We start from the raw sequence: 13616 nt of genomic DNA on the forward strand, positions 1-13616 counted from the left end.
ATGGCCAATTTATGATTTAATTATTGGCCATTATATAGTTTAAGTTACATTGTATAACAAGAAGCATAAGATGGCCGTTTTGGTCAATTTATGCTTCTTTCTGTTTACGGCAGCTCTATTCTTCCTATATGAAAAATTGGTTTCGTGAACCATCAGGGTTATCCGTTCTTATATTCTGTTTTTTTTAAGTAAGTAAAGCCCTGTAAGAGAAGACCCAAATGTAATTACAATTCCAACAGCAAGGATTCCCCAGGACAAAGTATTGTTAGGAATCAACTTAGCAAAACCCGATAAGGCTGCCCCGAAAATTCCTAACCAGACTAAATGCATCAGATTATTCCAACCTATTTTTTTTTCCATAGCTCATTCACCTTCCTTTCCCTGATTATACCATCTGGAAGAAATGGTGTGTCGGACAATTTTGAATATGATGGTTTGTAAAAATACAGTCCGTATTTTTACAAACTTTTTTAGAGAAAATTTTCTATAACTAGTATGTCGTAAGTTCATACTAGTTATGGGAATATGTTTTAAAACTTAATATTTACGGTAATCAAAGTGAAATATTGTGTAATTTTCCTATTTTGGAATTTGTTGTTAAGATTTCTGCTTAAAGAGGGAAGACGTATCAAGAAGTATTCTGATGATAATATGTTAGAATAGTTATTAGGAATGATTCTCATAGGTATGGTAATGAAAAGAGAAACTAGTTTGAAACGGAGGAATTACATGAGTAAAATCAAAAAGCACAAGCCTAATAAACTAAAAATCGTTTTACGAGTACTGATGATTATTATTGGGGCGTTTATAACAGCATATGGACTAGAATCAGTATTAATCCCAAACAACGTTTCAGATGGTGGCGTGACGGGTTTAAGTATCGTTAGCTCAAAACTACTTGGATTACCATTAGGACTTCTAATTGCAGTCATTAACATCCCTTTTGTTTGGTTAGGGTATAAGCAAATTGGTAGAAATTTCGCTATTTATTCGATTATCGGTATTGCTTCATTAGCAATCGGTACGATTCTTATGCACGAAGTACCAACTATTATTCATGGTGATACATTGTTAGTTACCGTTGTTGGGGGAATTATCATCGGTTTTGGAATGGGGTTAGCATTGCGTAATGGCGGTGCATTAGATGGAATTGATATGTTAGCCGTATTACTTTCTCGAAAATTACCTTTTGGGACAAGTGATCTCATCTTATTTTTAAACATGTTTGTCTTCATTTTTGTCTCGGCAGTATTTGGTCTTGAAGGAGCTATTCTTTCAGCAATTGCTTACTTTATTGCTTCAAAAGTCATTCACATCGTTGAAGTAGGTTTAAGTGGTTCTAAAACATTTAAAATTATTACAAAGGAACCTGAATTAATGGTAGAGACAATTCGAGATCGCTTAGGTCGAAGTGCAACGTATAATGAAGTTTACGGCGGTTATTCACGTGAACAATTTAAAGAAATTACTTGTGTCATTAACCGTTTAGAAGAAAGTAAAATGAAAGAAATCATTTATGAAATTGATGGAAATGCCTTTGTTACGGTATATGACGTAGCAGAAGTAAAGGGCGGTAATTTCACAAAACATGATATTCACTAGTTATAACTTAGAAAATTTTAATATAGTTTCACGAAAAATCACCTTTTTAGTTTGGTTAAAAGGTGATTTTTATATTGGATTTTTTTATAAAGGTTCCGATGAAAAGTACTTAATATGAACTAACGGCAAGTTTATGAGCTGATTATTAACTTGCCTTATGTTTTTTAATTGCATCATAAAAAAATAACTTTACAATACACAGTTTGTTAATTGTCCATCGTGATTATGAAATAGTCACCTTTTGTATCGTGAGGCGATTTTTCTATACTGTATCAGTGCAATTTATCTATAGAGGAGTGCTAGGTGGAATGTCATCATTTAAAATTGATCGCTATATCGCCGATATTTTAGAATGCCCCCATTATTAGTATCCCGCGTACATCGATAATGATAGAATAGAAGGGAAAATTACAGGGAATTTAGGGGGAGCAAGGTTTGCGAAATAAGAAATTGTATTTCAAGTTATATAGTAATGTTGTGCTGGCAGGAGGAGCTGTACTGCTTTTGGCACTTCCTGTTCAAGCAGCGGATAATCCTCCTGCGACTAGTATACAAGAGAATCAAATTGTTGCATGGACGACAGGTAATTCCATTTGGACGCTTCCTTATGGATTAGCGGGTGCTAGTTATGTGGGATCTACGAATGATTATGTAGGTCGAGATATTCAGTTGGTTCAGAAGATGACATTAAATAATGTAGTATGGTATCAATTTCGTATAGATGGTCAAGTAATTGGTTGGCTTGATAGTAGGGCGTTAAGTAATTTGAAAAATATCCAAACAATGAATCAGACGGCTGTGATGGGGGCAACGGCAGCTAATGGTATATGGTCGATGCCGTATGGTATACCTGGTGCGAATTATTTAGGTTCAACGGATCTTTACGCTTACCGAGATATTCAGTTAGTAGAAAGTGCTACATATGGTGGTGTGCAGTGGTACAAATTTAGCATAGATGGCAAAGTAATGGGCTGGATAGATCAAAAGGCGTTAGATAATGCTGGGGAAGCGCAGGCTGCCAATTTTACGGTTACAATCGGAAGAAGCTCTAATAATGGTATATGGACAACACCTTATGGGGTTACAGGTGCTCAGTATGTTGGAAGCACCAATGATTATGCTTATCAAACGGTTCAGGTGGTGAAGACTGTAAAGAGAGGGAACACAACTTGGTACCAAGTAATGAAAGATGGTAAGCTGTTAGGCTGGATCGATGGAGAGAAGGCAGTGTCAGGTTTAACCAATGTAAAAGATGAAAATTCCGCTGCTGTAATTGGTTTTTCCATGAAAGGAGACGGAATATGGAGTGATCCTTACGGCGAATATGGCGCAAGTTGGATTGATTCTACTAATAAATATAGTTATCAAAACATCCAGGTTGTCCAAAGCGCTATGAAAGGAACCGTTACGTGGAATAAAATTATGACAGGCAACAAAGTATTAGGTTGGGTGGATGCGCGTGTCTTTACGAAGACGGTATCGAATATAAAAGATGAAAATCGAATCGCACTTGTTGGAGATACGGATGGGAATGCAGTATGGAGTACGCCGTATGGTGAAAATGGTGCATCCTATGTTGGATCTGCAAGTAATTACGATAGTCGTCCGCTTCAAATTATCCGCAGTCTAGATAAAGATGGTACACATTGGTATTATTTTAAAGTAGATGGTCATGAAGAAGGTTGGATTGATGCGAAGGCAATTTCTAGTGCAACGAATATTCAAGCTTTAAACAAAGTAGGGCATGTGACCAATGCAGCGGGTAATGCAGTTTGGACGAAGCCTTACGGAATGCAGCATGCTAATTATGTTGGTTCCGCAGCGGATTTTGCTAATCAAAACTTGAATTTGTTACAATCTGCAATCTATAACGGAGTGACGTGGTACCAAATTGAGCAAAACGGACGCAAGGGTTGGCTTGATAGCCGAGCTGTTAGTCTGGGCGAGATCACACTTGCAGATCGCTTCCATACAATTGGTAATAACAATCAATTAATTGTTGTGACTACAACTGGTTACGGAACAAACTTAGCACGCATTCGTACGTTTGAACGTGTAAATGGTGCTTGGAAGCAGCTGTTAGATATGAATGGACACATTGGCCGTGATGGATTTGCATCCCAAATGAGTGAAAATGTCGTGCAGTCGCCGAGAGGGAAATATTCTATTGGTACCGCATTTGGTCGTTATGGTAATCCGGGTACAAAATTACCATTCCGTCAGATTACGTCGGATGATGTTTGGGTTGATGATTCGAACAGCGCTCTTTATAACACGTGGCAGTCTCGCAGTGCGACGAAGGGACAATGGAGAAGTGCTGAAAATATGGACATACCTGCTTATAATTACGGATTTGTTATCAACTATAATACAGATAGAACCCCGGGAGCAGGAAGTGCAATCTTCTTCCATGTTTCTGATATGTATACACATGGCTGTATTGGCACGGATCAGCAAGACGTTATTTCTATTTTGAAGTGGCTAGATCCAGCTAAGAATCCGGTGATTATTCAGAGTCCTGAATCAGAGCTCGGGAATTATTAAAGAGAAAGAAAAGGATAGATACAAGCAGTTACATACTGCCTGTTCTATCCTTTTTTTAATAGTAGCTCAACGCATGCGAAAAATATCCTATTTTAGGGAATGCTAATACAAGCTGTGCTAGCAATTATCTGGATGTATAAATGAAAGAAAAACAGCAAATAAAGCATCTAGGAGGAAGATAATATGCATGAAATTTTAATGTCAACTTTAGCAGGATTAATCGTAGGGGTACTATTTACGCTATTAAAACTTCCAATTCCTGCACCTCCAGTTTTCTCAGCGATTATGGGAATCGTTGGGGTGTGGGGGGGAATGAAGTTAGTGCAATTCTTTTGGGGTTAACAAAAAAGGAAGCGGGTTATGCTTCCTTTTTTTGTTGTACCCGGGTAGGGTTGTCAATAAAAGAAGACTATGGCAGTATATAAAAGTATATATAGCGAGTGGAGGAAATAAACTTATGTCAAATTTACCAAATTGCCCAAAATGTAATTCAGAATACACTTACGAAGATGGAGTTCTGTTTGTTTGTCCAGAATGCGCGCATGAGTGGACGTTAGAAGCGGGAAATAGTGAAGATGAAAAAGTAGTAAAAGATGCGAACGGAAATGTTTTAAACGATGGTGATTCTGTAACAGTAATTAAAGACTTAAAAGTAAAAGGAACTTCATTAGTTGTAAAAATTGGTACGAAAGTAAAAAATATTCGTTTAGTTGATGGCGATCATGATATTGATTGTAAAATCGATGGTTTCGGACCGATGAAGTTAAAATCTGAATTTGTGAAAAAAGCATAAAGTATTGATAGAAATTAAAAAGGATTACCTTGTCTCTTCATACGAGGTAATCCTTTTAATCTGTTTTTTTAATCATCGAGGAACTTGTACACATCGAAGTCTAACTCCTTTAAGAGATTTCTATCATTACATGAAAAAATGATGAACGACTTTGATTAAACCAGCAATACAAGAGAATAATACAAAGCCGCCTAAGCAAGAGCCAGTAACAATTTGGGTGAATAATAAATCTTGATTTTCGTTCATAAGAATCCGCTCCTTTGTCATATCTTTTAACTTTAGCTTACATTGAATTAAGAAGCGGAAACATCGAATTGCCTAACAAATTTCTTACATTATTGTAAGAATTATAATGTCCTCAAAAACAAAATAAACTTCTCCAAACTTTGTGACCTTTGTTTTCCATGTTTAATAATAAAATCAATCTTCATTTTGTCTCGTAGTTCTTGATGATGAGTGGACTTCATTTCTTTTCGGCTATGTATAACATCTGCTGGTAGGATGCTTATCCCAAGTCCGGCATGAACCGCTTGGAGAATGGCTTCAAGTGAATCGAATTCTATGATAGCTGGTTGATTGAAATGATGTTTCTCTGCAAAATCCAACAATTTATTTCTATATATACAACTTGGATCGCTATTCACAAGTAGTGTTGGATGATGCTGTTCAATTGGAGAAATGAGTATGATGTCTTCAAAATAACGGTAAACACTTTCGAACTGCGAATCGTTATATGAACCGCTTATGAAAACTCCATCAACCTCTCCGTAAGCAAGCATTTCTTGTAATTTTAGTTTATGATTCGTTTTTATTTTTACATCAATGTTGTTATTAGACTGTAAAAAGGAAGAAAGTAGGCTGGGAACTTTTACAGCGGAAATAGTTTGCGGTGCCCCAATAATTAAAGATTCTCGCCACTTTTTAGGATTTATTTTTGACTTTGCTTCATCCATTAACATTATAATTTGATTTGTATAATGCAACAAAATTTTTCCGTCTTCAGTCAATGTTACGCCTCTGTTATTACGTCTTAATAATTTAACGCCTAGTTCTTCTTCTAAGCTTTTTATCCGCTGACTTATATTTGGCTGCACATATCCGAGTCTTTCAGCGGCTCTAGAGATAGATTGTAATTCGGCAACATGTTTAAAAATCCATAAGTCATGACTTTCCAAAATAGATCCCTCCACTGATATCATTTGAAATGATATCAACTTCATTATTCAGTATTATACCTTTTGCAAGAGCAAGGATACAATGAGTGATAGAATGAAACTTCCATCAGTGGGGGGCTTACTGCCCACGAATAGCGGGATAATAAATACGATAAGAAGAGGAGAAAAGGCAGTGGAGATAAAAGATAAAGTAGTCATTATAACAGGCGGCGGTACTGGTATCGGAAAGGCAACGGCTTTGAAACTAGCAGATGCAGGGGCAAAGGTTGTAATAAATTACAGCCGTTCGGAAAAAGAAGCAGTAGAAACAAGGGACGAAATTGTAAAGCGCGGAGGTATAGCACTTGTTTTGAAAGCTAATGTAGCCATAGAAAAAGAGGTGGAAGACATGGTGCTGCAAACTGTGAAATCTTTTGGAGCGGTAGATGCTTTAGTAAATAATGCAAGTATAACGGCACAAATACCGATGGATGATTTGCAGTCTGTAACAGATGAAGTGTGGGATTCTCTTTTTAATGTAAACGTGAAAGGGATGTTTTATTGTATAAAGGCTGTTGTTCCTCATATGAAGAAGAAAGGAGCGGGTGCGATCGTGAATATAGGCAGCGTTGCTGGAATAACGGGACTAGGTTCGTCTGTTCCGTATGCAGTAACAAAAGGGGCCATTCATACGATGACAAAATCGTTAGCGATTTCACTCGCACCTCAGATTAGAGTGAATAGTATCGCTCCTGGTGCAGTTCATACAAGATGGTGGGCGAACCATGAAGAGAAGATGCATCAACTTGCTGGGAACATACCACTGAAAAGAATTTCAACACCTGATGAAATTGCTGAGGCGATTCTGTTTCAATTGACGCAAGAATCGATTACGGGACAGATATTTACAATTGATAATGGACAGACGCTTTGAAGTTGTAGCTTATAAAAGAAAGAGTGGGCGCTAAGAGATAGTTTTCCTATACATATTTGTCGTATAATAATTGCTAACAATCCACGTAATTGAGTTATTGTCTAGTTCTCATTTCCATCATCAGATATAATATGGTTTAGAAAGGATGATCTCTATGGAACAGCGCTCACTCGTCCTGCTTGGTTTGCTTATGAGCCAAAGTCAGCATGGATATCAAATTAATGAATTTATTGAAAGAAATTTAAGTACAGTTACAGATATGAAAAAACCTACTGCTTATGCAACTTTAGATAAACTCAATAAAAAGGGATACATTGATGTTCAATTGGAACAAGAAGGAAACAGACCATCTCGAAAAGTGTACTCTATTAATGAAAAGGGTAAACAATATTTTTACAAGTTGTTATTGAACAATTTATCTTCAGCTGAGAGCGTTAATTATCAAGGTGATATAGGACTCATGTTTATGGATTTTCTTCCATTAGAAAAATATTTGCCAGCTTTAGAGGAACGATTAAATAAAAATAAGAAATTAATTCATATTTTTAAACAAACTCCAGTGCATGAGATGAGAGTTGGGGTCAATCTGGCAATAGAGCATAAAATAACAATGTTAGAAGCAGAAATTGCGTTTCTTGAAAAAACTGTTAAAACGTTTAGTTCTAAGTGAATCGTTCAAAAAGAGAACCTCTGTATAGTAGGTTCTTTAATATAATATCTATAAATTTACTTTTATTTCGCAACATATAATTTACTGCTATGCAGGGCCGGATGCTCTTGTCCGCCTAAAAAGACAGGGATTTTTATGTTGCTTTTTCATTTGTATTTATATAGTCACATTTTTATTAGTCATAGTTGACTAATAAAATAGCTGTGTATATAATGATTTTAATTAGTCACACATGACTAATTAAAATGAAAGAGTGATTTACATGATTCTCCTAGTCAGGAGAGAAGAGTTCGAAAACTTATAAACTCACTCAATCATAGCAATAAAACTTTATAGTAAAGCATGATGAATGAAAAAAGCATAGATGTCATGCAGATAGTTCATTCGAGGAAGTTTTCACAAACATTAAGGAGGTTTTTGAGGATGATCGTTGTTACAAACAGAATAAAAACAAAAGTAGGATTTGCACAAAAAATGGCCCCAGCATTCACTCGTTCAGGTGCATTACAGCAAATGAAAGGTTTTATGAAGGTTGAAGTGTTAATTACACAAAACTTAACTGAGTATGACGAATTAAATGTAAATATGTACTGGGAAAATGAAGAGAGCTTTATGAAATGGAGAAATAGTGATGCGTTTAAAGAAGCGCATAAACGACCAGAACCAGGCTCTAAAGAAGCGCAGCAAGAATCACCAATTTTAGGAAGCCAGATCATTGTTGCAGAAGTGGCGTCTGTAATGGAAGCACTTCCTGAAAAATAATATACAATTGTTTAAAAATGTCCCCAAAAGATACTATCTTTTGGGGACATTTTTCATTTGGAAAGAATAAAGTGAAACTTCCATCAGTGTGGGGCTCTTCATCCCCCACCTATCTTCTTCGTTTCTCTCTCAATCTTGAGGTGGGAGCCTTACTGTCCACGAATAGCGGGATAAATCGGTAGGGGAATTTGAGGTGTATTTTAACAAGCGTAAATCAAGTAGGTAAAGAGAATTCTTATAGGTGGAGGTTTCTTAAGAAAAACTTAAGAAACCTCCCTGCTATTTGTTAAGAAATGCTACTTATACTGAGACCTATACAATACTGATTAAACGAGGAGATGTTTTATGAAACTCTTTACATTTTTAACTGAGTTTATCAAGCATCCTAAACACACTGGAGCGATCGCACCAAGTTCGAAAATACTAGCAAAAAAAATGGTGGATGCAATTGATTTTGAAGACGCAAGGTACATTGTGGAATTAGGGCCAGGCACAGGTGTTTTTACAAGAGAAATTATGAAACGAAAAAAGAAACATACCAAGTTTATTCTGATTGAAATTAATGAAGTTTTTGTGAGAGATTTACAGAAGCGGTTTGGGGATGATCCAAGTGTTTTCGTTATCCACGGATCAGCTGAAAAGATACAAACGTACATGAGAGAGATACAGATAGATAAAGTCGATTATGTATTATCTGGTTTACCGTTTACCTCGTTACCGATGGAAGTATCATCGCGTATTTTAAGTAATGTGATGGATGTGTTACGAGAACATGGTGAGTTTATCACATTTCAATATTCGCTCATACGGAAATCGTTTATACAAAATTTTTTCCCGCAAGTATCTGTTACAAAAGTTTGGTTTAATTTCCCGCCAGCTTATGTACTGGATTGTAGAAAAGAAGTAGGGAGTGCTGTTATGTATGGAGTTACATGAATTGTTATCATATATTCAGCATTACGGTTACGGTGCCTTGTTTTTTTGCTTATGGTTAGGAATTGTTGGTATGCCGATTCCGGATGAAATGATTGTGATGAGCGGTGGATTGGTTTCATCTATGCATATCTTAATGCCAATTCCAGCATTTCTGCTAACGTATTTCGGCGTTGTATCAGGACTCTCTTTAGGATATATCCTTGGAAAGACAGTAGGTTCGAAAATTCTTGATGCATTGATGAAAAAGAAGAAGGAAAAGTATCTTTGGAAATCACAGGCACTGCTTGAACGATATGGACATTATGCATTAGTAATCAGCTACTTTATACCGGTAGTGAGACATATTATTCCTTACTTAGTTGGAATCAACAATATGTCATTTAAAACGTATGCTTTGTACTCATATATGACAGGGTTTGTTTGGACGTTATTGTATTTTATGCTCGGGTATATGTTTGGAGGTAATATCGAGCGTATTGTAGCGCTCACAACGAAGTACGGTTTGTTTTTGGGGATTGTTGTTGCAGCGGCATGTGGTGTGTATTATATAGGTAGAGAGGTTAAGGGATAATTTAACAAAATTCCAATCTCGTTTTTTAGAATATTTATATAATAAGAAATAATAGATTGATAATGTTGGAGGAGAGATTGTGAGTCGAGAAACAATACTTGTCGTAGATGATGAAAAAGAAATTCGCGATCTGATCGCGATTTATTTAAAAAATGAAGGATATGAAGTGTTGCAGGCTGGGGATGGTGCAGAGGGATTAGAGATATTACAAAAGCAACAAGTGCATTTAGTTGTATTAGATATTATGATGCCGAAACTAGACGGTATTCATATGTGTATGAAAGTAAGAGAAATAGCTGAGATGCCAATTATTATGTTATCCGCAAAAACGCAAGATATGGACAAGATTTTAGGATTAACAACTGGAGCAGATGATTATGTAACGAAGCCGTTTAATCCATTAGAATTGATTGCGCGAATTAAATCGCAGCTTCGCAGGTATATGAAAATGAGCGGAGGCTTTATCCAAAACGAAGATGAAATTGAAATTGGTGATATGAAAATAAATGTTGCGACGCATGAAGTAATTGTGGGACACGACGAAGTGAAACTCACACCGAGGGAATTCTCTATTTTAGAGTTACTGGCAAGAAATCGCGGGATGGTATTTAGTGCGGATCAAATTTATGAACGGGTATGGAATGAACCGTCCTTTCAATCTGATAATACGGTAATGGTACATATTCGAAAAATCCGCGAGAAGACGGAAGAAAATCCAAGGAAGCCTCGTTATATAAAAACGGTTTGGGGAGTGGGATATAAGATTGAGAAAGATATTTAAAAACATATTCAGACCGATTGGTTGGATGATTCGAACTTTTAAAAAAATAATATATAAAATCGTAAGAGGGGTACAACAGAGTATACGTGTACAACTGATAACGACATTTGCTTTTTGTATTTTGCTTGGTGTGATAGGAGGGTGGGCTTCGTCTCCACTTTTTCAAGGAGCCAATAAGCACGCTGTCATTGATTATTCGTCGGGTATGCGAGGAATCGATACAACCGCTGAAAGACTTGTTGGGGTAATTACAAGAGAGAGTACTTTTCATGTACAAGAAATTCTTGAATGGCCAGAGTACCAGAGAACATTGAAAGTTTTAATTGTAGATGAGGGTGGAAAAGTTGTCTATAAGACAAAAGGTGCTCAGGAAGAACAGATTAATCTTCATAGTACCATTCGTAATATCATGAGTTTTAAAATAAATCGCTCTAGTTATGAAGATCAAGATGTAATACATGAAAGCAAGCGTAAAGAATTTACAACGTTTTATCCTGTTACTATTCAAGAAAAAAACATGTATTTAATCGCAAGTGGTATACCACAAGGGGATATTATTGAAGTTCAGAATGATAGTCCGCTCCCATTTTTGATTGGTTTTGTTGTCTTTTTAGCTTCTTTCTTCTATATAACAAAGCGAAAGATGAAGCAAATTGAAGCGATGGCAGAAGGTGTGAAAGAGATTGCAAAAGGAAACTTAGCATATCGGATTGAAGAAAAGGGCAAAGATGAAATGGCCTTATTAACAGAGAATATTAATCATATGGCAGAAGAATTATTTTCTAATATAGAAAAAGAAAGAAGAATAGAGAAGCAAAAAAATGAATTAATTACAAATGTATCGCATGATTTACGAACACCGCTTACTTCGATTATGGGGTACTTACGCTTATTACGTGATGGTAAATATGAAGATAAAGAACAATATGATGAGTATGTAAGAATCGCCTTTTCCAAGTCAGAGCAGTTAAAGAATTTAATAGAAGATTTATTTGAATACACAAAGCTAACAAATGAGAAGATTATATTAGAAAAACAAGAAGTATGCATAAATGAACTACTTGATCAATTAATTGAAGAACTTGTACCACAAGCAGAGGAACATGGTCTTTCATTTGTGAAAGAATTTCCTGAAGATCGTCTATACGCTTCCTTGGATTCAGAAAAAATGGTTCGTGTGTTTGATAATTTATTAATGAATGCCATTAAGTATAGTAAAGATGAGGGAGAAATTATCGTTTCACTTCAAAGGGAACGCCGTAACATTCGCATTTCTATTGCAAATGAGAGTGAGGAGTTTACAAAAGAAGAGTTAGAGAATCTATTTGAACGCTTTTATAAAAAGGATCAATCAAGAAGTAGAGTGTCAGAAGGCTCAGGGCTTGGGCTTGCGATTGCCAAAAGCATTGTGGAATTAGAAGGTGGAGAAATTCGAGCGGAATATGCAGATGGGATAGTTCGGTTTATTATTGTATTGCCGGTTGTGGCGGGGGAATGCTGATGAAAAAAGACAACAAAGATGATATGTCTTGGCGAATCTTGAAGTTATGGATATCAATCCCGAGGAGTATCCGTTTAGCATTTTTGTGGTCCATCATTTTAGGATTTTCTTACTTAGGTTGGGTAAAAATCATACGTAGATTATTTGAGTGAATAGATAGAAAAAGCACCTCAATCTCCAATGAGGTGCTTTTATATATATTTACACACGTACAGCTGTACCGCTTACCGCAACCATTAACATTCCGTCACGAACCACTTCGTAGTCTACGTCGATACCAACGATTGCATTGGCACCTTTTTGAGCTGCAAGTTGTTTCATTTCTTCCATCGCAATGTCACGAGCTTCTTTCAATTTACTTTCATATGCACCAGAACGGCCGCCGACAACGTCACGAACAGAAGCAAATAAGTCGCGAACGATATTTGCACCCATAATTGCTTCACCGTTTACGATGTCTACATACTCAATAATTTCTTTACCTTGAATAGTATTAGTTGTTGTTACGATCATGATTAACACGCTCCTATAATCTCTAAAAGTTTATTGTTATTTCTTATGTTCTTATTATTACATGGAGACAGTAAAGTAACTATCTCATAACCTTACATAAAGATGACAGTTTTGTAATATTTCTTAAGTACTGAAATGAACGATATATACAAGTTAAAAAATAGGCATAAAACCCCTTCCTTTTTAGGTGGGTGAGAGCAGCTGGCCGCGCATAGAAACGGTCAGGGCCTTTTTTTACCACATGCAAAGTTTAAAACAAAAGAAGAAAGCGAGTGCAGGTCATAGTATAATTTCCATAGCATCGACTTATATGCTGAACGCTTAAAATGGATATCATGTTGAAAAAATCTTTTTTAAGGCCACTTGACTTCTGTTTACGTTGTAACTATAATGATTACGACGAAGGGGTGATAAATATGAAAATTAGTAGCCGTTTTACGATTGCTGTGCATATTTTATCTCTCCTAAAAAGTAATCCACCTTCTATTTGTACTTCAGAGTATATAGGGGAAAGTGTAAATACAAATCCAGTAATTATTCGGAAAGTACTATCGTATTTAAAAAAACAGGTTTTGTTGAAGTACGCCGCGGCGCAGGAGGAGCTTACCTCGTGAAAGAGTTGTGTGAGATTACCTTGCTAGATGTGTACCGAGCCGTAGATGTGGTGGAAGAGGAAAAGTTATTTCATTTTCATGAAAATCCAAATCCTAATTGTCCGGTAGGAGCAAATATACAAGCCGTTTTAGAAGTGATTTTAGTTCAGGCACAAGAAGCGCTTGAGCTCGTATTGGAAAGCATAACAATGGAGAAATTAGTTATATCATTAGTAAATCAAATACATTCTGCAAAGTAATT

Annotated in this window: 14 protein-coding genes and 1 pseudogene; 12 read left to right on the forward strand and 3 right to left on the reverse strand. The window is 36.2% G+C overall.

Translation table 11 applies throughout. The annotated features are described in order from the left end of the window. Nucleotides 1-168: 168 nt before the first annotated feature. On the reverse strand, nucleotides 169-360 hold the full coding sequence (locus WAZ07_RS08135) for a hypothetical protein (protein ID WP_090915991.1): 192 nt from the start codon (nucleotides 358-360) through the stop codon (nucleotides 169-171). 369 nt (nucleotides 361-729) lie between these two features. On the opposite strand from WAZ07_RS08135, the gene WAZ07_RS08140 reads away from it, so the two are divergent. From WAZ07_RS08140 to WAZ07_RS08160, 4 genes are all read left to right on the forward strand, one after another. Continuing rightward, nucleotides 730-1602 carry a YitT family protein gene (locus tag WAZ07_RS08140; protein WP_170857737.1) on the forward strand — a complete coding sequence of 291 codons (873 nt, stop codon included), beginning with the start codon at nucleotides 730-732 and terminating at the stop codon, nucleotides 1600-1602. Nucleotides 1603-2037: 435 nt separating this feature from the next. Beyond that, a complete protein-coding gene (locus WAZ07_RS26210) occupies nucleotides 2038-4146 on the forward strand; it encodes a GW domain-containing glycosaminoglycan-binding protein (protein ID WP_413788874.1) in 2109 nt (702 codons plus the stop codon). Between the two features lie 183 nt (nucleotides 4147-4329). After that, a complete protein-coding gene (locus tag WAZ07_RS08155; protein ID WP_090915999.1) occupies nucleotides 4330-4488 on the forward strand; it encodes a XapX domain-containing protein in 159 nt (52 codons plus the stop codon). A 115-nt stretch (nucleotides 4489-4603) separates the two neighbouring features. Next, the gene (locus WAZ07_RS08160; protein WP_336472027.1) at nucleotides 4604-4939 is read left to right on the forward strand and encodes a zinc ribbon domain-containing protein YjdM; all 336 of its coding nucleotides are present in this window, start codon (nucleotides 4604-4606) and stop codon (nucleotides 4937-4939) included. A gap of 347 nt (nucleotides 4940-5286) precedes the next feature. Here the strand turns inward: WAZ07_RS08160 and WAZ07_RS08165 are convergent, their stop codons facing one another. Beyond that, nucleotides 5287-6114, reverse strand: a complete 828-nt coding sequence (locus WAZ07_RS08165; RefSeq protein WP_336472028.1) for a LysR family transcriptional regulator — start codon at nucleotides 6112-6114, stop codon at nucleotides 5287-5289. 172 nt (nucleotides 6115-6286) lie between these two features. On the opposite strand from WAZ07_RS08165, the gene WAZ07_RS08170 reads away from it, so the two are divergent. From WAZ07_RS08170 to WAZ07_RS08200, 7 genes are all read left to right on the forward strand, one after another. After that, nucleotides 6287-7027: an SDR family NAD(P)-dependent oxidoreductase gene (locus tag WAZ07_RS08170; RefSeq protein ID WP_336472029.1), complete on the forward strand. Its 741-nt coding sequence runs from the start codon at nucleotides 6287-6289 to the stop codon at nucleotides 7025-7027. Between the two features lie 154 nt (nucleotides 7028-7181). Next, nucleotides 7182-7697 (forward strand): PadR family transcriptional regulator, encoded by a 516-nt coding sequence (locus WAZ07_RS08175; protein ID WP_336472030.1) that lies wholly within the window; start codon nucleotides 7182-7184, stop codon nucleotides 7695-7697. A gap of 423 nt (nucleotides 7698-8120) precedes the next feature. After that, the gene (locus WAZ07_RS08180) at nucleotides 8121-8459 is read left to right on the forward strand and encodes a heme oxygenase (RefSeq protein ID WP_336472031.1); all 339 of its coding nucleotides are present in this window, start codon (nucleotides 8121-8123) and stop codon (nucleotides 8457-8459) included. Nucleotides 8460-8804: 345 nt separating this feature from the next. After that, nucleotides 8805-9395 carry a class I SAM-dependent methyltransferase gene (locus tag WAZ07_RS08185; RefSeq protein ID WP_336472032.1) on the forward strand — a complete coding sequence of 197 codons (591 nt, stop codon included), beginning with the start codon at nucleotides 8805-8807 and terminating at the stop codon, nucleotides 9393-9395. Further along, nucleotides 9382-9966 carry a DedA family protein gene (locus WAZ07_RS08190; RefSeq protein ID WP_336472033.1) on the forward strand — a complete coding sequence of 195 codons (585 nt, stop codon included), beginning with the start codon at nucleotides 9382-9384 and terminating at the stop codon, nucleotides 9964-9966. Before WAZ07_RS08185 ends, WAZ07_RS08190 begins: the two co-directional genes overlap by 14 nt. A 79-nt stretch (nucleotides 9967-10045) precedes the next feature. Beyond that, a complete protein-coding gene (locus WAZ07_RS08195) occupies nucleotides 10046-10747 on the forward strand; it encodes a response regulator transcription factor (protein ID WP_336472034.1) in 702 nt (233 codons plus the stop codon). A 25-nt stretch (nucleotides 10748-10772) separates the two neighbouring features. Continuing rightward, a complete protein-coding gene (locus WAZ07_RS08200; protein WP_336472110.1) occupies nucleotides 10773-12248 on the forward strand; it encodes a sensor histidine kinase in 1476 nt (491 codons plus the stop codon). A gap of 201 nt (nucleotides 12249-12449) precedes the next feature. Here WAZ07_RS08200 and WAZ07_RS08205 read toward each other — a convergent pair whose 3' ends face one another. Further along, nucleotides 12450-12761 (reverse strand): heavy metal-binding domain-containing protein, encoded by a 312-nt coding sequence (locus WAZ07_RS08205; RefSeq protein WP_090916015.1) that lies wholly within the window; start codon nucleotides 12759-12761, stop codon nucleotides 12450-12452. 416 nt (nucleotides 12762-13177) lie between these two features. Between WAZ07_RS08205 and WAZ07_RS08210 the strand changes: the two are divergent. Then, nucleotides 13178-13614: pseudogene (locus WAZ07_RS08210) on the forward strand (Rrf2 family transcriptional regulator). Nucleotides 13615-13616: the final 2 nt, after the last annotated feature.

This window comes from Bacillus bruguierae, assembly GCF_037104725.1.
GTDB classification, from domain to species: Bacteria; Bacillota; Bacilli; order Bacillales; family Bacillaceae_G; genus Bacillus_A; species Bacillus_A bruguierae.

Excerpts from the sequence above, each read along its gene's own strand:
- WAZ07_RS08135 (WP_090915991.1), bottom strand. The coding sequence starts at position 360 with ATGGAAAAAAAAATAGGTTGGAATAATCTGATGCATTTAGTCTGGTTA.
- WAZ07_RS08140 (WP_170857737.1), top strand. The coding sequence starts at position 730 with ATGAGTAAAATCAAAAAGCACAAGCCTAATAAACTAAAAATCGTTTTA.
- WAZ07_RS08155 (WP_090915999.1), top strand. The coding sequence starts at position 4,330 with ATGCATGAAATTTTAATGTCAACTTTAGCAGGATTAATCGTAGGGGTA.
- WAZ07_RS08160 (WP_336472027.1), top strand. The coding sequence starts at position 4,604 with ATGTCAAATTTACCAAATTGCCCAAAATGTAATTCAGAATACACTTAC.
- WAZ07_RS08175 (WP_336472030.1), top strand. The coding sequence starts at position 7,182 with ATGGAACAGCGCTCACTCGTCCTGCTTGGTTTGCTTATGAGCCAAAGT.
- WAZ07_RS08180 (WP_336472031.1), top strand. The coding sequence starts at position 8,121 with ATGATCGTTGTTACAAACAGAATAAAAACAAAAGTAGGATTTGCACAA.
- WAZ07_RS08185 (WP_336472032.1), top strand. The coding sequence starts at position 8,805 with ATGAAACTCTTTACATTTTTAACTGAGTTTATCAAGCATCCTAAACAC.
- WAZ07_RS08190 (WP_336472033.1), top strand. The coding sequence starts at position 9,382 with ATGGAGTTACATGAATTGTTATCATATATTCAGCATTACGGTTACGGT.
- WAZ07_RS08200 (WP_336472110.1), top strand. The coding sequence starts at position 10,773 with ATGATTCGAACTTTTAAAAAAATAATATATAAAATCGTAAGAGGGGTA.
- WAZ07_RS08205 (WP_090916015.1), bottom strand. The coding sequence starts at position 12,761 with ATGATCGTAACAACAACTAATACTATTCAAGGTAAAGAAATTATTGAG.